Source organism: Streptomyces sp. NBC_00457, from assembly GCF_036014015.1.
GTDB lineage: Bacteria > Actinomycetota > Actinomycetes > Streptomycetales > Streptomycetaceae > Streptomyces.
Genome location: NZ_CP107905.1, coordinates 6,231,983 through 6,252,768 on the forward strand (window position 1 = coordinate 6,231,983; position 20,786 = coordinate 6,252,768).

Sequence of the window (20,786 nt, forward strand, 5' to 3'; positions counted from 1 at the left end):
GCCCCGTCCAGCGGACCATTTCCTCGGCTGCTTCGGCCGATACCAGACACGTACTGATGGCTGACTGGAGCGCTACCACCGGCCCACGTACGAACCGGGCCCGGCGGTATGCAAGCGACTCGCGCGGTGAGAAAGGCAAAGCCTTGCGGCCGTGGTGCGCCGAAGCCGGGAGGGTCACAAGCCTCGATGTCACTTCGGGTCAGGTGCCGGACCCCGCCGCGCATGCGCGGTGTTGTGCCGTCAGGCCCAGGCGACGGCGTCCTCGACGGGCACGCGGGGCAGCCGCGGGAACCATGGGTCGGCACCGGGGTGACCGATGTTGACCACCAGATGCGAACGCCAGCTCGTACCGGGGAAGAACTCCTTGTCCACGCCGGCCTCGTCGAAGCCCGCCATGGGACCGGCAGCGAGCCCTGCCGAGCGCACAGCGAGCAGGAAGACCCCGGTCTGCAGTGCCGAGTTGTAGGCGGCGATGCTCTCGCGCTTCTCGGTCTGGCCGGCGAACGCCGCTCGCAGCATGTCGCCGCGAGCCGGGAAGACGGTCGGCATCTGCTCGTGGAAGTCGGCGTCGTACGCCAGGACCGCCACGGCCGGTGCTTGAAGCGTCTTGGCCTTGTTGCCCTCGTCGAGGTGCTGGACCAGGCGCTCCTTGCCCTCGCGGGTGCGTACGAAGAGCACGCGCAGGGGCTGGCCGTTGGCGGCGCTCGGGGACCAGCGGGCGAGTTCCCAGATCATGGCGAGTTCGTCGTCGGTAACGGCCGTTGCGGCGAAGGTGTTCGCAGTGCGGGCCTCTGTGAACAGCAGCTTTCGCCCGGCGTCGGCAAGGACGTCGAGGGTGGCCTGCGGTTCAATGTTGGTCATGCTCACGGTTTCTCTCTTGCCTCGGTGTGCGGATGGTGTGGTCTCGGGGCGGGCTCTCAGCCGTGGTGTGCTGCTCGCTTGCTCCGCTCTGCGCCCAGCTGGGCGTAGAAGTCGATGAGTTCGGGGTTGTCGACCGCCGCGAGGTTGAGGATCTGCTCGGCGGGCACGCCTTGGAGCAGGCGCTTGACCGGAACCTCGAGTTTCTTGCCGGTCCTCGTGTGCGGGATGGCCGGCACGGAGAGGATCTCGTCGGGGACGTGTCGGGGTGAGGCGCCGGCGCGGATCGCGTCGCGGATCTTCTCGCGCAGACCGTCGTCCAGGGTGACGCCGGGCGCGGGGACGACGAACAGGGGCATCCAGTAGCCGCCGTCCGGCTCCTCCGCTCCGACGACAAGGGCCTCGGTGATCTCGGGGAAGCGTTCGACGATCTCGTGGATGTCGGCACTGCCCAGGCGTACGCCGTTGCGGTTGAGGGTGGCGTCGGACCGGCCGTGGACGATCACCGAGCCGTGGGAGGTGAGGGTGATCCAGTCGCCGTGCCGCCACACGCCGGGGTAGGCGCCGAAGTAGGCGTCGCGGTAGCGGCTGCCGTCGGGGTCGTTCCAGAAGTAGAGCGGCATGGACGGCATGGGGCGGGTGACGACCAGTTCGCCGACCCGGTCGACGACCGGGAAGCCCTCGGCGTCGTAGGCGGCGAGCGCCACGCCCAGGTTGGGGGCGGAGAGCTCGCCCGCCCAGACGGGGGCGGTGGGGGCGCCGCCGGCGAAGCCGGAGACGACGTCCGTGCCGCCGCTGGTGGAGGCCAACTGGACGTCGGCCCCCACGTGGTCGCGGACCCAGGGGTGGGCGGAGGCGGGCAGAGCCGATCCGGTGGAGCCGATGACGCGGACGGCCGACAGGTCGTGGGCGGAGGGTTCGATGCCCAGCTTGGCCATGGCCAGCAGGTACTGGGGGCTGGTGCCGAAGACGGTGACCTTGTGGCGGGCCGCCAGCTCCCACAGGATGTCCGGTCGCGCGACCGGTGCCGGGCTGCCGTCGTAGGTGCAGGTGGTGGCGCCGGTCAGCAGGGTGGAGACGACCAGGTTCCACATCATCCAGTGGGTGGTGGTGTACCACAGCAGGCGGTCCCCGAGGCCCAGATCGGTGTGCAGGCCGAGGATCTTGAGGTGTTCGAGCAGGACGCCGCCGTGGCCGTGGACGATGCCCTTGGGCAGGCCGGTGGTGCCGGAGGAGAAGACGACCCACAGCGGGTGGTCGAACGGCACCGAAGCGAAGGTCAGGTACTCGCTGCGGGCGACCGCGTCCTCCCAGGGAACCGTCAGCCTTGCGTGCCGGGCCTCGGGCCAGGCAAGGCCCACGTGGTCCACGAGAATCGTGGCCTTCAGCGTGGGCAGCGCGCCGGCCAGTTCGAGCGAAGCGGCTCGGCGGTCGTGTGCGGTGCCGTTGAAGAGGTAGCCGTCCGCGGTGACGAGGACGGTGGGCCGGAGCTGGGCGAAGCGGTCGGCGGCGGCCTTGGGTGCGTAGTCCTGGCCGCACACCGACCACACCGCGCCCAGGCTGGCGGTGGCGAGGAAGGCGATGACGGCGTGGGGGGTGTTGGGCAGATACCCCACCACCCGGTCGCCCTGCCCGACGCCCAGGTCGCGCAGGGTGGCCGCGACGGAGGCGACCCGGGCGCGCAGTTGTCGGCCCGTGATCTCGTAGCCGGAGCCGGTCTCATCCAGTGCGGTGATCGCGGGGGCGTCCGGTTGCAGCTTGCGCAGCGCGTGCTGGGCATAGTTCAGAGTGGCGCCAGGAAACCAGCGGGCGCCGGGCATGGTCTCCTCGGCCAGCACCTTCTCGTACGGGGTCGCTGCGTCGATGGCGAAGTACTCCCACATCGCGGCCCAGAACCCTTCCAGGTCGGTGACCGACCAGCGGTGCAGGGCCGGGTAGTCGGTGGGGTCCTGGAGGCTTTCGGCGCCCTGGTGCCGAGCTGCCCATCGGGCGAAGTCCGCGATGCGGCTGCCTGCGGCCGCCGTCGGGTCGGGAGTGAAGAAGGGTTCCGGATACGGCGTGGTGTGCGGGGTGCTCATCGTGCGGTACTCCTCGACAGGGGTGCGGGGCGGCCCTCGGCGGGGCGGCGGGCCGTGTGCAGCAGCGGTGCCCAGGCGGCGGTGTCGGTGAAGTCGCCGGTGCCGGCGGGGACCGTGTCCAGGACTACGCGGTCGGGACGCAGCAGGACGGCATCCGCCCGGCCGCGTGCCAGCCAGGCGGCGAGAGTGCCGTCGTCGCCCAGGTCGTCCACGCGGATCGTGCGTGCGCCGAGTGCCGTGGCCACGGCCGTCACCTGCGGGGCCGGGGGCACGGTGGTCAGGACGGCGAAGGAATCCCCGAGGACGTCATCCAGGCGCACGCGCCTGCCGTCGACGACCACCCAAGGCTGCGGGCACGCGCTGCCGGCAGGCCCGCGGCCGAGCAGCCGGGGGCCGCGCCGTACCAGTGGACCGGAGCCCAGCGGAGGGCTGAGATCGCGGCCCACCGCCGCTGTCACACCGGGGATGCGGCAGGCCGTGCCCACGACGGCCCGGCGGAGCGCCGCGGCGCGGTCCTGTCCGCCGGTCATGGCCCATCCGACGGCGACCGCGACGCGGATCAGGTGGCGGGCGTGCGGCTTGCGTTCGCGTTCGTAGGTGTCCAACAGTGCGTCGCCGGCGCCCTGTTGGAGAACGCGGGCCAGTTTCCAGGTGAGGTTGTGGGCGTCGCGCAGGCCCGCGCACAGCCCCTGCCCGATGAAGGGCGGGGTGAGGTGGGCGGCGTCGCCCAGCAGGAAGACACGACCCCGGCGCCACCGGTCGGCCAGGCGGGCCCGGAAGGTGTACTGCGCCTGCCGGATCACCTCGAAGTCGTCGTCCGACGCACCATCGGACGGCAGGGCGACCCAGGGGGCGACCAGCTCGCGCAGGCGCTCCAGCCCTTCCGGGCCGTCCAGGGGCTCGTGGCCGTCCAGCCGGAACTCCCAGCGGTAGCGGTCCTCGCCGACGCGCATGAAGGTGGCCGGCCGGGTCGGGCAGCAGATCTGCTCCGCGCCTTCCCAGGTGCGCACCTGACGACTCGTGCGCACGTCGATGACCCGCCAGCTCTCCTCGAAGTGCAGGTCCTCCCATACGCCGCCGATGGCGTCGCGGGTGACGCTGCCCGCGCCGTCGCAGCCGAGGACGGCATCGGCCCACACGTGCTCCACCTCGTCGCTGCCGTCGCGGCGGAAGGCGACCCGGACCGGACCCGTCGAACCGTTCGGTCCGTCGGTGTCCTGAGTAACGAACGCGACCTCCACGCCGCCCCGCAGCTCGCACTCCGGGCGGCGTGCCAGAGCCTCGCGGAGCAGGCGTTCCAGCTCGGGCTGGTCGAACATGCTGGTCTGCGGAAAGCCGTGGTGTCCGTGCGAGGAGCGCGGGAACTCGGCGATCACGCCGTGCCGGGCGTCCAGCAGCCGCAGCCCGCGCGCAGGGCGCGAGAGGGCGGCGAACTCCTCGTGGACGCCGACACTCTGCAGGATCCGGCGGACCTCGTCGTCCACGACGACGGCACGCGGCAGGGGGTAGACGTCGCGGTGGCGTTCCAGGACGAGGCTGCGCACTCCACGGCGGGCGAGCAGGAGGGCGGCCGTGACGCCCACGGGTCCCGCACCGATGATCACCACCGGGATCCGGGATGGGGTGCTCATGGCGCGTCCGTTACGGCGGTCCGCTGCTCGCCGAGGTTGATCCGCCCGTCCGGCGTGGCGATCGTGGCGGTGATGAGGTCACCGTCACGCAGGTAGTGGGGGTTCTTGGCCTGGCTGTTGAAGAACGCCTTCCACTTCCATGCGGGCGGCAGCAGCGCACCGATCTTCTCGATCGGCTTGGGCGGGGCTTTCAGGGCCGTGCCGCCGGGGGTACCGGTCAGCAGCAGGTCGCCCGGGTCCAGGGTCTGGAAGCGGGCGAGCAGGGTGAGTGCCTGCGCGGGCCGTACGATCATGTCGGCGAGCGTGCGGTCCTGGCGCGGTTCACCATTGACCGACAGCCGCAGCCGCAGGTTGAGCAGATGAGCGAAGTCCTCGGGCTCCAGCAGGGCCAGATACGGCCCCGTCGGTGTGAAGGTCGGGTAGGACTTGCTCTCGTAGAACTGGGTCTTGGTCAGCTGGACGTCGCGTGCGCTGACGTCGTTGGTCAGGACGAGTCCGGCGACGTAGCGTGGCAGGTCCCGCTCCTCGACGACGGTGCCCACGGGCAGGGGTGCGCCCATGACCAGGCCGAGTTCCACCTCGTAGTCGAGGAACTTCACGTGTGCGGGGCGGACGATCGCCTCGTGCGGGCCGCTGACCGAGCCTGACGCCTTGCGGAAGAAGGTCGGCGGGATCTCGCCGGTGAAACCCGAATCCTTGGCGTGGCTGCGGTAGTTGACCATCTGGGCGACAACCCGGCACGGAGTGGTGACCGGAGGCAGGGCCGCCAGGTCGGCGACGGGTGTGCCGCTCTCGGAGGACGCGGCGGCCGCGCGGACCGCGTCGCGGTCGGCGAGCAGTTCGGCGGTGGTGACCGCCTTGGTCTCGATGCGGACGGCGCGCTCGTCCCGGATGGCCCACCAGCCGTCGGTGGTGCGCAGAACGTTGGTGCTCATGAGCTCATCGCTTTCATCAGGCCCAGTAGGCGTGCGGGGTCGAGTTCGTTGTCGCCGCGCAGGGCCGTCATGACCTCGCGGAGCTTGGCGGGGGACGGGTTCGTACCCAGGAAGTCGCGGGTGACCGGCGGGCCCCACTGGGCCAGGCCGCTCGCCGACATGGGCGCCCAGCCGGGGTCGACGTCGCGGGAGAACAGGTCTCCGTCGGCGAAGTGCTCCAGCATGAAGTGGTCGGGGTCGCGCCAGTAGTCGAAGAGCTGGCTGCCCTGGATGTGCCGGCCGATCCCCCAGCTGCGCTGGTAGCCGCGCTCGGCGAGGTACTCGCCGCCGGCGGCGATCGAGTCCAGGTCGGTGACCTGATAGGCGGAGTGGACATAACCCGTCCCCGGCCCCAGGTGCATGGCCAGCGTGTGGTGGTCCACGGCCAGGCTGCCCTGGTCACAGCGGATGAACGCCATGGTCGGCCCGCGCTCGCGCTGCCCGTCCAGGAACAGGAAGTCGGACACGATCATGCCGAGGGTGTCCAGGTACCAGTCCAGCGTGCGGGCGAACACCCGCGTCTCCAGCACCACGTGGCCCAGCCGCTGGATGCGGGACGGCTCACGGGGTGGTCGCTGGGTGACGTTCGTACGACGGTGATCCGTGCCGAAGTTGAGGAGCAGGGGCTGCTGCTCGGGCAGCGCGGGCAACTGTTCGGCGCAGTGCACGACCCGCACCGGGAAACCCGAGGGATCGAGCAGGGTGACGGACTGTCCGCCTCCGGGTACGCCGATGTCCCGCACGTCGGCGCCGGTGGCACGGGCCAGGCGGTCCAGGTCGCTCCGCTCGGCCGCACGGAATGCCGGGCCGAGGAAACGGGACGTATGCCCGCGCCGGATCACCATGCAGGGCGAGCCCGCGAAGGTGCCACGCAGCCACAGCTCGCTCTCGGTACGCGCGGCGATCTGGAAGCCGAAGTCACGGGCGAACACCTCGGCCCGGTCCAGATCCGGCTTCTCGAACTCCAGCCAGGCCAGGTCCGCCACCTTGATCACGGGATTCCGGGCACGCCCCGGGTGCTCGCCCCGCAGGGCGCCCTGCTCACTGTGAAGGTCCTGGTGGGGCGTCTGACGATCCGCCCTGTTAACGGGGGTGTGGGACATGGTGTCCTCCAAGCAACACTGCCGTAATGAGGAAATCATCAACTTTGGTCTTCCTCATCGTCAATAGGATGTGAGCAAAGAATTGAGGATTTCATCAGTGATGGGAGTCTCATCGTGACGGTTGTTAGACTCGCCGTATGCCGACGTCAGCCCCACCCAAGAACCGCTTCGAGCGGCGCCGCGCCGAGACCCGTCAGGCGCTCGTCCGCGCGGCCCGGCAGATCCTCGCGGAGACTGGGGACACCAGCGCCACCATCCAGACGATCGCCGAGCGCGCGGACGTGGGTTTCGGCTCCTTCTACAACCACTTCGAGTCGAAGACGGAGCTGTTCGACGTCGCAGTGACGGACGCCCTGGAGGAGTTCGGGCAGGTCATCGACGAGCGCGTACGAGGGATCGAGGACCCGGCCGAACTCGTCGCGGCGGGCTTCCGGCTGACCGCCCGGATGGCCGACTCCCACCCGGAACTGCTGCAGATCCTGCGCGATCGCGGCCTGGCCCACATCCACTCCGACCAGGGCCTCGCCCCACGAGCGCTGCGCGACCTGGAGCACGGCATCGCCTCGGGCCGCTTCATCGCCGGCAACCCCACCACCGCCCTGTCCGCCCTGGGCGGCACCCTGATGTCCCTCGTCGCGCTGCGGCTGGCCCGCCCCGATCTCGACGGCGACGAGGCCGCCTCGGACCTGGCCGAGATGGTCCTGCGCATGCTCGGTGTCCCCGCGGACGACGCCCACGAGGTCACCCGACGTCCGCTGCCCGACTTCGGCTGACGGGAGTCAGCGGGACATCCTGACGCCGACTCCGGACATCCGCGGCCGGCTGAGCGCTCAGCGTGGACCGGAGTGCCGGGGCTCCGCCCGCATGTCGACGATCTGCTCGAAGAAGAACTCGTGCTTGAGGAAGACGTCGTACTCGTGACCCGGACAGGGCAGGTTCAGCCGGCGGCCTGGATCAGCCGCCGGCCGTCGCGCAGAGCGGCATCTTGCTGATCCAGCCGGAGTCGTGGTGGACGTTGAGCATGACGTAGCAGCCTTCGGCCAGCGCCCAGTCGACCACCTGCTTGACCCGGCTCATGCAGGGCCGGGTCGATGATGCAACCCGGTGCTCCGCTCCGGCGGTCCCGCCATGTCACTGGAATACGGATGCTGTTGCAGCCCTGGGCGCGGACCTTGTCCAGCAGGACCTTGGTGATGCGGGGTTGCCCACGAGGTCTCGTCGGGGACGGCGCTCAGGGTGTTGCCCAGATCCCAGCCGGGCTGCATCGCGGCCACGGCCGATCGCGTCGTCGGACACCGGCTACGGTGCCGCCGCCTCGGGTCGCGCGTCGTCCGAAGGCCCCGAACACCCCGCCGTAGGCCATGGCACCCGCGGCGACCGGCGCCAACGGGGTCCCCACCATCAACCCGAGCCTGCGCCGACGGTGCTGCGCAGGCGCTGTGGCGCACTGCGCTCGAACAGCCCGCGTCGTATCAGCTGCTCACCGAACTGACCATGCACACCCTGCGCACGCCCCACCTGAAGGAGGCTCTGCACAGTCACTACAGCGGCGTCTCGGCGGTGACCGCGAAACTGATCAGCGAGGCCGCCGAACGCACCGGCCACAAGCTCGCCCAGCCCGCCGAGACGATCGCGAGGTTCTTCCTCGCGGGCTTCGACGGGCTGATGATGCGGCACCTCGCGCGGCCGGACGAGGAAGCGGAAAGGGTCTGCCCGCGGGCCCTGGTCTCCGCCGTCCTGGCCATGGCCTGAGAGCGTCCGCACCGGCGGGTACCTGAGCCGGGGGCACTGGCGGGTTCAGTGCCTGGCGAACTGGACCCGGGTCGGTTGCGCGACGTCCGGCCGTATCGCGATCCCGTCGACCGTCAGTCGTTCTCCATGGATGTCGGTGATCCTGATCGCACCGCCGCACCCAGCGCCGTCGGCGGAGAGGAAGTAGTTGTAGTCGGTACGGGGCAGCTGCCGCCAGACGCCCGCCGTGCGGACCTCCAGCCGCGCGACCGGATTGCGGTGGTCGATCACCTGGATGCCGCACCAGTACTGGCTCGACCCGACCTTGTACCGGATGGAGATCGTGTCGGACGTGCTGGGGCTGAGCAGGCTCCAGGTGATCGGGATCCGGCCGAGCTTGGGGTCTGCGAGCTTGGCGAAGGCCTGTTCGCTGAGGTCGAGTTGCCCGGGGGCGCAGGGCAGGGGGCATTCGTTGGTGATCCGGACCGTGACGGAGTTGCCGTTCGCCGCGCGGACGAGCACGTGTGCCCCGCACGCCTTGGACGACTCGTAGTCGGTGGTGTTCATCGCCGCGATCATGAGGTCGTCGCTCGGTCCGAACAGACAGGCACCGTCGCCGTTCCCGGCCTCGTAGACGGTGGCGACTCCCTGATAGGCGGTCCCGGGCCGAATCCGTCCGGGCGACACTGCCACGTCGGACGTGGCTCGCGGGGCCTTTGTGGCCGACGGCCGCGCCGCAGCGGTGGTCGCACCGACCGTCGCGGTCGGGGTCGGGGTCCCCGTCGCGTCCGGGCTGCCCGTGGGTGTCGGGGTGCCGGTCGGGGTCGGAGTGCCGGTCGGGGCCGGAGTGCCTGTTGAGGCCGGGGCGCTCGCCTGGTTGCCGACGTCGGGTGCCACCGCGACCGACGCCGCGTCGGTCTCGCGGTCGGGAGCCAACGCCATGACCAGGCCGGCGAGGACGGCCACAGCGGCCACTGCCACCGTGGTGCCCACCAGCAGCCTGTGTCTGCGCCTGCGCTGCCGTGCGGCCTGCCTCGCTGTCCTCGTGCCTGTCCGTTCGGAAGATCGAGTCGACGGTTCACTGCTCAGTGGCCACAGGACGCGCAAAGGTGGCCGACGACTTCTCACTGAGCTACTCACTGGAAGCAGCTCCAGCCGGTCGTCCGCGCGACATCGCCCCCGGCGATCCCCCCAGATGCATCGGATGTTTCTTCGCGTCCCCCGATCGGGATGGCTGGCGACAAACGAAAATACCTCGGGATCTAGTCATGACTCTGGACACACAACGGAATCATGTTCCTTAATACATCCGATGTCCCCGAGGGTAGCCGCAGGCATCACGCCTCTGTGCCGCCTGCGCCCCCTGTCTCACCGAGCCGTCCGATCTGTTCAACCCTCACCCGCCGGACACCGGCCCGCACCGCAGTCCCCAAGTCCTGCGGGCACGCCCGCGTTCGCCCTTCCCCGTGTCCCCGGACATACCAAGGAGCCGCACCATGTCCCCCTCCGCTCCCCTCAGCAGACGCTCTCTCATCAAGGCCGCCACCTTCGCCGGCGGTGCCGTGGCCTTCGGGCTGCCGCAGGCCCTGTGGCCCGCCACCGCCGAGGCGTACACCGTCCCCTCGAAGCTGGACTGGTGGTACCAGGCCCGTTTCGGGATGTTCATCCACTTCGGGTCCTACTCCTACCTCGGCCACGGCGAGTGGGCGTTCAGCTCCGAGACCCACTGGACCAAGTCCACCTACCACGCCCAGGTGACCGCGCCGTTCAACCCGAGCAGCTTCAACGCCGCCACCATCGCCGAACTGGCCAAGAACGCCGGCATGAAGTACCTCGTGATCACCGCCAAGCACCACGAGGGCTACGCGATGTGGGACTCCAACGTCGCGGGCTTCACCGACGCCACCGGCGCCAAGCAGTACAACCTGCGCGACTACAACGGCTTCCAGCCCGACCTGCTGGCCCAGCTGAAGACCGAGTGCGAGAGCCGGGGCATCAGATTCGGGCTCTACTACTCGATCCTGGACTGGAGCCACCCCTCGCAGACCATCAACCGCAGCGCCTATTTCTCCACCATGTCGTCGCAGGCCGCCCGCACCGCCTACATCAACGACATGAAGGCCCACTTGCAGGAACTGCTGAACCGCTACGACCCGGCCGTCCTGTGGTTCGACGGCGACTGGTGCGGCAACCCCTCCACCCCCACGCTCACCGACTGGTGGACCAAGGCCGACGGCCAGGACCTCTACGCCTGGCTGATGGCCCGCAAGCCGGGCCTCGTCGTCAACGAGCGCGTCAAGCGGGAACAGGGTCTCGGTGACTACGCGGTCGCGGAGTTCGGTATCCCCGAGGCGCCGATCGAGCGGCCATGGGAGGCCTGCGCCACCATGAACGGCCAGTGGGGCTACGCCGAGTGGGGGGAGAACTCCTACCGGTCCGTGAAGACCATCATCCAGGAGATGGTCACGGTCGTCTCCCGTGACGGCAACTACCTGCTCAACATCGGCCCCAAGGGCGACGGCACCGTGACCGCCGGATCCGTGACGGTCCTGAACGGCCTGGCCTCCTGGATGTCCACCCACGCCGACAGCATCCACGGCACCAGCGGCAGCCCCTTCGCCACCGAACCGTCCTGGGGCAGGATCACCAAGAAGAACGGCAAGCTCTTCGCCCACGTCTTCACCTGGCCCACGGGCGGCACCCTGCAGATCCCGGCGGTGCACAACACCATCAACCGCGTCTACCTGATGAACAACCCCTGGACGTCCCTCTCGTACACGGTCAACGGCGGCACCATCAACGTCTCCGTGCCGGCCACCGCACCCAACGCGAACGACTCCGTCGTCTGCGTGGAGGTCAACGGCATGCCGGCCGTCCTCGCGGGCGGCGTCTACCGGCTGGTCAGCGTCCGCAGCGGCAAAGCCCTCGACAACGGCAACACCACCACCGAGGGCGGCCAGGTCATCCAGTGGGCCCCCAACGGCGGGACTCCGCAGCAGTGGACGGTCACGGGCCTGGACCACGGCTACTACAAGCTGGTCTGCGTCCGCAGCGGCAAGGCCCTCGACGACAACGGCAGCACCGGCGACGGGGCGACGATGGTGCAGCGGACCGACAACGGCGGCCACCAGCAGCAGTGGGCCATCACCGCGCTCGGCAACGGCGAGTACCGGCTCACCAACCGGCACAGCGGAAAGGTGCTGGACAACGGCAACACCAGCGGTGACGGGGACCCGGTGATCCAGTGGTCCGCCAACGGCGGGACGCCGCAGCGCTGGGCCATGACCAAGACCGGCTGACCGACACGACCACCGTCCACCCCCGGGACACCCGCTCGGCGACCGCCTCCTCCGGCATGGTCTTCGTGCCGAAGTCCGGGCGGATCACTGACCGGACGCTCACCCTGAACCCGCACAGCAAGACGTTCAGGGCCCTCAAGCAGGGCGGCACCACCCTGGTCCGAGGCAAGGACTACACCCTCTCCGGCACCCGGCTCACCCTGAAGGCGGCCACGCTCAACGCCCACTTCTCCCGGGGCGTGCCCTGGCTCATCCAGGTCATCACCCACGACACACCTGCGCTTGCGAACGCGACCGGGACGACAGACGTCTTCACCCTCCCCGTCCAGTTCCACGGCGACCGGCTGAAGACGATGAAGGCGAAGTACGCCGACGGCAGCAACGTCGGGCAGGGCGCCTGGATCCCGTACAAGGAGTACGCCAGGTCCTACGAGCCGGACTACGCCAGGAACGCCATCAAGCTCACGTCCGACCCCTTCAAGGAGTTCGACGACGGCCGGACGGTGTCGCTCACCTTCCACTTCTGGAGCGGCAAGACCGTGACGTACAACGTCAGCAAGTCGGGCACCACGGTCACCGGCTGGAAGTCGTAGCACTGGTGCCCACGGCTTCCGGTATACACCGGCAAGCCATGGGCACCGACTCCGCGGGCCATCTCGTAGATGAAGGGCTCGTCGAGGCAGTCCGCGGTCCGCGACGCAGGTCACGGAACTTCTGCCCCCGGTGGTTTGGGGTGAGGCGGGTAGCCCTTTGCGCGGAGCCAGGTGTCGACAGCCAGGGCCACGATGTCCCCGTGCGGTACGCCGGTGTCGGCGTGATAGCGGCGGATCCGGCGCTGGAGCTGGAGAACCTCGGGGACGGCGTAGTTGAGTTGTCCGCGCTTTGTGTGCCGGTTGCCGATGACGTCCAGCGTGTCCGGGTGCGGCGTAAGAGCGTCGGCGGTTGGTTGGAACTCGGAGTCGAGCGCGTCGGCGATTTCACGCAGTCGGCGGGCGTAGTGGGAGGGATCAGGCACGAGAGTTGCTCCGGTCGGTCCGACTAGGCAACTAGTTAGCCGCCTAATGGGCTATTGGAATAGTCGGCACGAGGGGCGGCCGCATCCCGTCGGAGGCGGCCGCCCGTGCACTGCGGTTGGGTTCAGAACCCGCGGGCGGTGAGCCACTCGTCCAGCGCGACCGCCACGATGTCGCCGATGGGCAAATGATCGAGTTCGTTGTCCAGGGCGAACCGTTTGATCCGCTTCTTCAGCTTCAGCGCAGCGGGGACCGACGAGTCGAGGCTCTCGCGTGCGATGATGCGCTGGTTGAGAACCATGGCGGTCTCAGGAATGTCCTTGGGACGTCCAGGCCCCGGAGCCCATGGCGTTCCCTCGCTCGGCGCTGCCTCCGATCGCGCGTCCTGGTCCCGGTGAGCCTCCGGAACATCGGTCCTCATTGGGAACGCCGTACCGCCCACGGTCGGAGGAGCCGCCGGGCGAACCGCCACCTCGGCGGCCGAAGCCACACCAGGAGCCGCGGACGTGACGTGGGACGGCCCGTTCTGTGAAACGTATTCGGCCCGCGGCGTGGATTGAACTGCAGGTGCCAGAGGGTCCGCAGCCGGGACCGCAGACTGCTGCGCCACCGGTTCCGCAGCGGATTCCCCCCGCTCCTCGGGGGTGGCGAACGCTGGGCGAGTCGGCTGACTGGCCGCGGCTGGCTCCTGCACGGGGCCGCTGGATGCGACCTTGTCGGTCGGCTGTGCAGCGGCCTGCGGCACCTCGGGCACCGGCTCTGTCCGGCCCTGCGCCGATGCCTCGACGGGAACTGCGGAAGAGGGCTGAACCTGCGGCTCGCTGGCGGTGGGACGGCCTTCGCCCTGGTCGGCGGACTGTTCAGCAGCGAACTGCTCGGGGGTGAGTTCGGCGGCCGGCGGAGGGGGCGGAGGGGCTGCCTTCTTGACGCCCAGGGTGCGACTGTTGCGGCGGGCTGGGGGCTTCATTCGCTCGCTCATGCCGCGGTCAGCTCCTTCATCAGCTCGGCGTACTCGCTCAGCTCGGTCGGGATCTCGCCGAAGGCCTCCATGTAATGCACCCAGGAGTGGATGACGGTCTCGGCGAGCGGGAACGGCTCGTCGCGGTCCGGGCCGATGCCCTCGCCCTTCGCGGGCTCCAGCAGCTTGTCCTTCGCATTGCGGGGCAGGCTGGTGCGGTCGTCCGCCTTTACCAGGACCACGTGGGCGGTGATGTCGCGCTCGTTGCGGGCGGCGGCGCGTTCGGCCTCGTCGAAGGTGGCCACGAGCTTGCGGCGCTCGATCGTGGTCGGGGCGACCGGCACGATCAGTCGGTCCGCCTCGGTGACAGCCTCGTGGAAGATCCGGGCGCTGCCGCCACCCGCGTCGACCACGATCGCCCCGAACTCGGCACGCTTTTCACGGATGTATTCGGCGATGTCGTCGAATGGGTACCGCTCGACCACCAGATTGGCCGGGATTTCGAAGCCCTCGGCCTGGGCGACCTTGAACCAGTCGTAGGCGGACTGGCTGGTCGCGTCGGCGTCCAGCAGCAGCGTCGGCAGGCCGAGGACGACGGCGTAGTACAGGGCGATGAACCAGGCGGAGGTGGTTTTGCCGGTGCCGCCCTTGAGCATGCCGACGACAATCACGAAGGCGTCCCAGGGGCGGGCTGTGGCCGCCGCCAGGGTCTTGTGACGGGTGTTCTCGTTCACGTGTGCTCGATCTCCTGAAAAATAGAAGGGTGTTGTCTGATTCGGTGGCTGCGCATATGCGCAGCGGCCTGGGGGCGGGGCGCGGGCCGCGCGGCTGGACCGGGAAGGGCACCGCGGCGAAGTCGGCAGTCGACCGGCACGCGCGGCGAGATCAGCGAGGGCCGGGACGGTCATGACCGCTTCCCCGATGTGCGAGCGGGGCCGTGCCGGTGCTGGGGCCTCATCCGGGTGTTGGCCTCGTGCAGAAGCCGGTACACCGTGGCGACCGAGTAGTTGCGTTCCTTGGCCAGCTCCGGCACGGAGGCGCCGGCCTCGTACCGTGCCCGCAAGGACGCCGCGAGCTTCTTACGCGCCGTGGCCTCCGCTGCCGAGCGGATGCGCAATGTCTGCTGAGTGGTGCGGGGCGTGCCCCCGGCTTCGATCAGCAGCCGCCTGGCGGAACGCCGTGTCACGGATCCCGCCGCAGCCAACTCCGCAAGCGTCGCGCCATGCTGCTCGTAGAGGAGGCGCAGATGAGCCGCCAGATTGCGGCGGGCCTGGCCGTCACGCAGCCTCCGCGTCTGCCAGGACGTGCGCATCACGGTCCCGGCCTCGTGCAGCCGGTTGAGGACCGTCCCGTACGACAGCCCACTGGCTGCGACGACTTCGGCGACCGTGGCGCCGGATTCGTACTGCTCGCGGAGAGCTTGAGCGGTAGCCGCTCCGTTCTCGGCACCGGCACGTGGCGGTTGTGGATTCACGCGGCGGACTCCCATTCACTGAGGGCTTTGGCATGGGCGGCGGCCAGCTCGTCGTAACTGCGCTGGTCAGTCGGGGTGATGAGGATCAGCCGACCGTCGGTGGCGACCCGCCAGCCGGCGGCAGGGCGGCCGGTGGCCGGGTCGAGGACGGACCCGTCGGAGGCCTGCCACGCGACCGGGATCTCATCGGGTCCCGGTGCCGGGACCAGGACCTGGCGTCCGTCGCGGACGATCACCACGGCTTTGCTGCGGTGTTCCGCGAGCCGGTCCAGCACCTCCCGGTACGCCGCGCGCTCGGCCGCGTGCAGTGCCGTGCGCCGGGCCGCGGCGCCCGCAGTGCCGTATCGCCGGGCGACCTCGTCCCAGCCCCGTGTCGGCTGTACGTCTGGGCCGGTAGCGGCATCCAGAGGGCTGTTACCGAATCCTTCCAGCGCACGGGGAGCGAGGGCCCAGGTCTCGCCGGTGTGGTGCACGAGACCGTGGTCGGCCAGGCGTCCCAGGGTCCGGTAGGCGGTGGCACGGGATACCGAGGCCGTAGCGACAAGCTCGCTGACGGTCTGAGCGGGTCGGATGTGCAGCGCACCGATGATCATGAGGCCGGAGCTGCCGAGGCCGTGGTGGGCGAAAGCGTCGTGGCCCATCAGCCGGCTGATCACGGTGGAGTCGATGTCCGCCGTCGCGCCTGTCTCAGGAGTGGTCCACTCCTCAAGTGCCGGGTCGGGGGGGTACTGAGTGGTACGGAAACGAGACAGCGAAGCCGAGGCGCCATGGCCATCGGTGTTGCCGTCGCCGAGATACCAGGTGGATCCCTCCCGGCCGTGGCCGATCCGCAGACGACGAAGCCACCCTCGCGGCTTCAGGACGGTCTCGTAGACAGCCCGCAGGGTCGTGCGGGAGATCCCTGCTTCCTCCGCGGTCTGGCGCTCGCTGGCGTGGTGCAGGGGGCCGCCCGCGATCTCGGCGAAGTTCAGATGCGCCCGCAGCACCCGCAGCGCGGTCCGCCCCCGCTCCCCGCGCCAGGGCGTGGTCTCGATACGGTCCCGCAGAGCGGCGAGAACCTCGTGCGCGTGATGGCGGGACTCCAGCACTCGCGTGCTGCTCACCGCAGCCGAGGCGCTGGTCCACACCCGCCGGATGTAGTCCAGGGCGCGTGCCTGCCCGGAACGCAGCGCAATGTGCCGGGCGTGCCGACCGCCGTCGTGCTCGGGGTGGAGCAGCAGCCGGGTCAGCTGGTCGACGGTTCCGTCGGCGCGGGCCACATGGCAGGCGATGGCCGCCGTGATCCGGTGCCCGTGCTCGGCCGCACCCTGGCGGTTCTCGCGCAGTGCCAGGGTCCGGCCGTCGGAGCCGAGCCTGCTGTAGCTGCCTGTTGCGTAGCGGCCGGTGAGGTCGCCGAGCAGGATGAGCTCGGCAGCAGCCGGTGGGAGTCGGTGGCGGCCCGGTCGGCCGAACGGTCGAGAGGTCTGTTGTTGTGGTTCTGCCTGGTCGTTGTGGTGTGGCACGGTGGGTCGTCTCGCAAGGACGTGGACGCCACCCAGGCCCGCTAAAACCACGGGTGGTGTCCGGAACCGACCTCCAATCGGTGCCAGGCGAAGCCTCCAGGATTTCCGGTCCTGGAGGCATTCGCATGCCAGGCTCCGCATTGGAGGCAGGCGTCCCCATCGCAGCTCGACCGGGGTCGGAGCGGAGAGCCGTAGAGGTCGGCAATTCCGATCGACGCCCGGCCAACTCGGGCCTCTCGGAGTCAAGTTGCAGAGGGATCGCCTCTGACTGCCTGCGAGCGGCCCGGGTCGAACCGGGGTCGAATCAGAGCGTTTTCCTCTGACTGCCTCCGATCGCCTTTGCAACCCGTCCTAGCAGGTCACAGCCGTTTCGACCTTTATAAGCCCAGGTCAGAGGGGTGCGCCGAAATTACCGCTGGTACGAGGACGATCACTACTACGCCGGCGCGATGGCCATGCCCTGGATGTACGCCGGGCGCCGCTGGGTGGCCACCCGCGACCTCCAACTCCTCCGCTACCCCGAGAAGTCGGCGATCGCCCAGCCGGTCACCGCCGGCTGCTACATCTCGACGTACTGGATCACCGACGGCCGCTACGACGACCACATGAGGTGGACCGTCGGCATCAACAAGCGCCTCAACCGCGACGGCCGCGTCTACCAGGACCGCACGCACGTCTTCACGGCGTTCCAGGACCACGAGGCGACGGTCTACCGGGACGGCGCGGCCGGTCCCCGTGACTATCACGCCCTCGACCACCCCTACGCCGGACTGGTCGTGGAGGTCGTCGACGCCGAATCGGCCGGGCAGCGGGCCGAGTTGCTGGAATGGCTGCGTTCACGCCATCTGCCGAAGCGGCTCGCGGGCTCCCCGGCAGCGATGGTCACCGTCTTCAGGCCGACCCCGCTGCCGGGGGATCGCATGTCGTACGTGAAGCAGGTCGAGGGCGTCGATACGCGGCTGACCCTGCTGTGGTTCCTTCAGGCGGATCCGCGGGAGTGCTGGGAGGAGTACTTCACCGGGCTGGACACGGCGGTCGGGGAGGCGGGGCTGGGGAGGGTGGAGCTGGTGGCGCCGTTCGTTCCGACCGTGCCGGGGACGGACATGTACGTGGACCGGCTTAGGTAGCGAGGAGGGGGAGGGGGCGCGGGACCATAAGCCGAGCCCCCTCGGCAAGGACGGCGGGCTAGTCGAGAGGGCTCTTCCTGTGGTGCTTATGGAGTTGTGGGAGACGGTGCGGCATCAGCCGAGGTCGAATGCTCCCCGGCCGGCCTGAGCCACGAAGGCGTTCCACGCGTCGGCCGGGAAGGCCAGCGTGGGTCCTTCGGGGACCTTGGAGTCCCGGACGGCCATGGCCGCGAGAACCGGTGACTTGATCTCGATGCACGCGCCGTTTCCCGTGGAGTACGAGGACTTGGTCCACGTGTCCGTGGCGCCCTGACGAATTGCCATGTTCGCTCCGCATTGCCAGTTGATGAGTTGCTGAGATTGCGCCAACGGTGTTGCTCGATGGCGTGATCGACGCTACTCGCCAACATCGGCTGATGAAGCGACCATTCACTCGACCGGATGGCATATTCCATTGGATCTTCCATCCAGGCCGGGCGAAGGTGTACTGTGCGCTTCTTTCTGCCCAGGGGGCGGGATTCAGGCCCTCGGCCCTCCTCGCCGCTAGCGGGCGTAGTCCTTCGCAATGTCCGCGATGAACTGCCGGGACTGATCCACATTCAGTGCCTGCGCCCGCAAATGCTCGTACATCACCGCGTACTTCTGGACGTCGTTCGCCTTCTCCAGGTACAGATCGCTGGTGACGCCCTCGATGTAGACGACGCTGGAATCCGCCGCGTCCGGGAACTCCAGGATCGCGTACTGCCCGTTCAGGCCGGGATGGGCGCCCATGTCGAAGGGGATCACCTGCACGGTGACGTGCGGGAGCTGTGACTGCTCGACCAGGTACTCCAACTGCTCGCGCATCAGCGTGCGGTTGCCGACCACCCGGCGCAGGGCCGCTTCGTCCAGGACGGACCACAGGCGCAGCGGGTTGTCCGGGGCGGTGATTCGTTCCTGCCGGCGCAGGCGCACCTGGACGCGCTTCTCGACCTCGGCGGCCGCGGTCTCCGGCAGCGCGCCCGCGATCAGCGCCTCCGCGTAGGTCCGGGTCTGCAGCAGACCGGGGACGACCTGCGGGTCGTACACCCGAAGGCTCGCCGCGTCCGTCTCCAGGCCGATGTAGACGCTGTACGGGATGTCGCCGAACGAATGCCACCAGCCCTGCTGGCGGGAGTCCTTGGCCATTTGCATCAGCGAGTCGACGATCCGGTGGTCCTCCACCTCGTAGACCCCGCACAGATCGCGGACGTCACGCTGGCTGATACTGCGCCGGCCGTTCTCCAGCCGGCTGATCTTCGACTGCGACACCAGCAGTCGCTCCGCCACTTCCTCGGCCGTCATGCCCTTGAGCTCGCGGAGCCTGCGCAGCTCCTGGCCCAGCCGGCGCCGCCTGACGGTGGGATTGACATTGGACGCCACGGGACGTGCACCTCCGGCTGCGTGCCTTGATTGCCACTTTGCGTATCTGCTGCTGAGCAGACTGCCACCAAGGTGCTTCTTACCGCTGGGAAACGGTGGATATACGGCGGGTACGCGCCAGTTCGGACGCGGTGGCGCCGGGTGGCGCGGCGTGAAGGCGCCGCGACGCACGGCCGCGCGGGGCGGTGAGGCCGCGTCGTCGTCCGGACGTACGGCCTCATTGCCCCGCGCGGTCCAGCGGCTCCCGTACCGGGTCCGGGGGGATGCGGTGCGGCGCTGATGTGCGTGGTGCGGTTGTGCGGCGGTTCTGGTGGTGCTGCTCGTGTCGTGGGACTGCGGCTCAGTGCGCCACGACACGCGTCATGGAACCGCGACGCGGTTGCATCGGAACACCGCGGGCGGGTTCCGGTGCGGCCCTGCCACCGGGGGCGGCCTGGCGGCCGGCCGATGATGCCGGGCTGCGGCGCGGCTGGGCCGCCACGCCGTTCTGGACGTCCATCACGGCGTGCGCCACGAGGCCGCCCATGGGGTCGTGCCTGATCAGATCCCGTAGCCGGGAGCGGGACGAGCGTCCCTCATTACCCGGATACAGGTGCTTGCCGAGGCCGACCGCGTGCGCCAGTGCGGCGAGCGCCGCGGTCCGCGGGTCCGGCGGGACGCCGGTGCGGATCGCGGAGTCCAGCCGGGCCCTGATCTCCCGGCTGATCTCGGTCTGACTCGCCTGGTAGCGAGTCGTCGGCAATACCCCGCACATCTGGCCCGCCACGGCATGCACCATGCCGCACCGCTCCAGATGCGAGAGATAGGTCTGGCGCAGCCCCAGTCGTGGCCCGCCAATCCAGTGGACTGCCCGCACCGGGGCGCCGCGCCTTCGCAGCAACTCCAACGCGCAGTCCAGAGTCGGATCTCCAGTCGGCCGTGGGGACACCACGGCGATACGATCCCCGTCAGGGGCTATCCGTCCGGCCAGCGCCAGCTCCACTAGCTGTGCTCCGGCCAGACCAAGGTCGAGCGACTGCGGCTGTGCGGTGGTACCCGTGGTCGGGTCCAACGCCAGCAGCAGAAGCTCCTCCGGAAGTGTTCTGCGGCTCCTGCCCATCCATGCCTCCCCGCGTGGATGAATGACAGGGTGACCCCTCTCACATTGGTCTGTCGAGAGCGCGTGACCGGAATGTAGTGGAACCGGCAGGTATGTCGTTCTCGTCTACCGCAGGGGTTAAGCCCGCACACAGGACACTGGTACATGGTTCGGACAGGGGTAGGGATGCTGTGTCCGGGCGGCGATTCACGGTTCGGTACGCGCACGGAAGGCTCCGTGCGGCGCATGGAGGAGGCATCGGTGGCGGGCGAGTCCCCCGACAGGTCGAAGAAGCGCGAGTCGTCGGCAGAACCGACGTCGGGGAGCGCGGGTCCGGTTCCCGAAGCCAGGAGCGAGGCCGCGGATCCGCGCCTCGCGGTGGCCCGGGACGCTGGGTCGTCCTCGTCCTCGTCGTCCGAGGCGCGCGGTGGGGTGGATACGGCGACGAAAGTCTTCTCCGTACGAGACCTCCCGAAGGATGTCCGGGATGCGGCCGGCGCCGCCGGTGACGCCGGTGAGGCCGAGGGTGACGGTGCCGCGGATTCCGCCGTGCCGGAGG

The 20,786-nt window shown here is 69.5% G+C and carries 19 protein-coding genes and 1 pseudogene; 5 read left to right on the top strand and 15 right to left on the bottom strand.

Features of this window, described 5'->3' with window-relative positions; translation table 11 throughout:
- Nucleotides 1-240 precede the first annotated feature (240 nt).
- From OG828_RS28500 to OG828_RS28520, 5 genes are read right to left on the bottom strand one after another with little or no spacing between them, the layout of a single operon-like run.
- Nucleotides 241-861: a malonic semialdehyde reductase gene (locus OG828_RS28500; protein ID WP_328502726.1), complete on the bottom strand. Its 621-nt coding sequence runs from the start codon at nt 859-861 to the stop codon at nt 241-243.
- 56 nt (nt 862-917) lie between these two features.
- On the bottom strand, nt 918-2,936 hold the full coding sequence (locus tag OG828_RS28505) for an acetoacetate--CoA ligase (protein ID WP_328502727.1): 2,019 nt from the start codon (nt 2,934-2,936) through the stop codon (nt 918-920).
- Nucleotides 2,933-4,567, bottom strand: a complete 1,635-nt coding sequence (gene mhpA / locus OG828_RS28510) for a bifunctional 3-(3-hydroxy-phenyl)propionate/3-hydroxycinnamic acid hydroxylase MhpA (RefSeq protein ID WP_328502728.1) — start codon at nt 4,565-4,567, stop codon at nt 2,933-2,935. The genes OG828_RS28505 and mhpA overlap by 4 nt, the downstream gene beginning before the upstream one ends.
- The gene (locus OG828_RS28515; RefSeq protein WP_328502729.1) at nt 4,564-5,502 is read right to left on the bottom strand and encodes a fumarylacetoacetate hydrolase family protein; all 939 of its coding nucleotides are present in this window, start codon (nt 5,500-5,502) and stop codon (nt 4,564-4,566) included. Before OG828_RS28515 ends, mhpA begins: the two co-directional genes overlap by 4 nt.
- Nucleotides 5,499-6,644 (bottom strand): VOC family protein, encoded by a 1,146-nt coding sequence (locus OG828_RS28520; protein ID WP_328502730.1) that lies wholly within the window; start codon nt 6,642-6,644, stop codon nt 5,499-5,501. The genes OG828_RS28515 and OG828_RS28520 overlap by 4 nt, the downstream gene beginning before the upstream one ends.
- Nucleotides 6,645-6,781: 137 nt before the next feature.
- Here OG828_RS28520 and OG828_RS28525 point away from each other — a divergent pair, with 137 nt between their 5' ends.
- Nucleotides 6,782-7,417, top strand: a complete 636-nt coding sequence (locus OG828_RS28525) for a TetR/AcrR family transcriptional regulator (RefSeq protein ID WP_328502731.1) — start codon at nt 6,782-6,784, stop codon at nt 7,415-7,417.
- A 181-nt stretch (nt 7,418-7,598) separates the two neighbouring features.
- Here the strand turns inward: OG828_RS28525 and OG828_RS28530 are convergent, their stop codons facing one another.
- Nucleotides 7,599-7,721, bottom strand: a complete 123-nt coding sequence (locus OG828_RS28530; protein ID WP_328502732.1) for a cellulase family glycosylhydrolase — start codon at nt 7,719-7,721, stop codon at nt 7,599-7,601.
- A gap of 351 nt (nt 7,722-8,072) precedes the next feature.
- On the opposite strand from OG828_RS28530, the pseudogene OG828_RS28535 reads away from it, so the two are divergent.
- Nucleotides 8,073-8,396 (top strand): annotated as a pseudogene (locus OG828_RS28535) (TetR family transcriptional regulator C-terminal domain-containing protein); the annotation flags it as partial.
- 45 nt (nt 8,397-8,441) lie between these two features.
- Here the strand turns inward: OG828_RS28535 and OG828_RS28540 are convergent.
- Nucleotides 8,442-9,368, bottom strand: a complete 927-nt coding sequence (locus OG828_RS28540) for an expansin EXLX1 family cellulose-binding protein (RefSeq protein ID WP_328502733.1) — start codon at nt 9,366-9,368, stop codon at nt 8,442-8,444.
- A gap of 503 nt (nt 9,369-9,871) precedes the next feature.
- Between OG828_RS28540 and OG828_RS28545 the strand changes: the two genes are divergently transcribed.
- The gene (locus OG828_RS28545; RefSeq protein WP_328502734.1) at nt 9,872-11,674 is read left to right on the top strand and encodes an alpha-L-fucosidase; all 1,803 of its coding nucleotides are present in this window, start codon (nt 9,872-9,874) and stop codon (nt 11,672-11,674) included.
- Nucleotides 11,620-12,267: a X2-like carbohydrate binding domain-containing protein gene (locus tag OG828_RS28550; RefSeq protein WP_328502735.1), complete on the top strand. Its 648-nt coding sequence runs from the start codon at nt 11,620-11,622 to the stop codon at nt 12,265-12,267. The genes OG828_RS28545 and OG828_RS28550 overlap by 55 nt, the downstream gene beginning before the upstream one ends.
- A 110-nt stretch (nt 12,268-12,377) precedes the next feature.
- Here OG828_RS28550 and OG828_RS28555 read toward each other — a convergent pair whose 3' ends face one another.
- From OG828_RS28555 to OG828_RS28575, 5 genes are all read right to left on the bottom strand, one after another.
- Nucleotides 12,378-12,689, bottom strand: coding sequence for a hypothetical protein (locus OG828_RS28555; protein WP_328502736.1), 312 nt, complete (start codon nt 12,687-12,689; stop codon nt 12,378-12,380).
- Nucleotides 12,690-12,811: 122 nt separating this feature from the next.
- Complete coding sequence (locus OG828_RS28560; RefSeq protein ID WP_328502737.1) at nt 12,812-12,988, bottom strand: hypothetical protein; 177 nt, start codon at nt 12,986-12,988, stop codon at nt 12,812-12,814.
- A gap of 674 nt (nt 12,989-13,662) precedes the next feature.
- Nucleotides 13,663-14,379 (bottom strand): ParA family protein, encoded by a 717-nt coding sequence (locus OG828_RS28565; RefSeq protein ID WP_328502738.1) that lies wholly within the window; start codon nt 14,377-14,379, stop codon nt 13,663-13,665.
- 170 nt (nt 14,380-14,549) lie between these two features.
- Entirely contained in the window at nt 14,550-15,134 is a 585-nt protein-coding gene (locus tag OG828_RS28570; protein WP_443062439.1) for a helix-turn-helix domain-containing protein, read from the bottom strand.
- A complete protein-coding gene (locus tag OG828_RS28575) occupies nt 15,116-16,621 on the bottom strand; it encodes a helix-turn-helix domain-containing protein (RefSeq protein WP_328502740.1) in 1,506 nt (501 codons plus the stop codon). The genes OG828_RS28570 and OG828_RS28575 overlap by 19 nt, the downstream gene beginning before the upstream one ends.
- Before the next feature lie 449 nt (nt 16,622-17,070).
- On the opposite strand from OG828_RS28575, the gene OG828_RS28580 reads away from it, so the two are divergent.
- The gene (locus tag OG828_RS28580; protein WP_328504953.1) at nt 17,071-17,748 is read left to right on the top strand and encodes a hypothetical protein; all 678 of its coding nucleotides are present in this window, start codon (nt 17,071-17,073) and stop codon (nt 17,746-17,748) included.
- A gap of 114 nt (nt 17,749-17,862) precedes the next feature.
- On the opposite strand, the gene OG828_RS28585 is transcribed toward OG828_RS28580, so the two are convergent.
- The 3 genes from OG828_RS28585 to OG828_RS28595 form a co-directional block, all read right to left on the bottom strand.
- On the bottom strand, nt 17,863-18,072 hold the full coding sequence (locus OG828_RS28585) for a DUF397 domain-containing protein (protein WP_210581554.1): 210 nt from the start codon (nt 18,070-18,072) through the stop codon (nt 17,863-17,865).
- 219 nt (nt 18,073-18,291) lie between these two features.
- Nucleotides 18,292-19,149 (bottom strand): helix-turn-helix domain-containing protein, encoded by an 858-nt coding sequence (locus OG828_RS28590; protein ID WP_210581553.1) that lies wholly within the window; start codon nt 19,147-19,149, stop codon nt 18,292-18,294.
- 340 nt (nt 19,150-19,489) lie between these two features.
- Nucleotides 19,490-20,248 (bottom strand): GOLPH3/VPS74 family protein, encoded by a 759-nt coding sequence (locus tag OG828_RS28595; RefSeq protein ID WP_210581551.1) that lies wholly within the window; start codon nt 20,246-20,248, stop codon nt 19,490-19,492.
- Between the last annotated feature and the right edge of the window lie 538 nt (nt 20,249-20,786).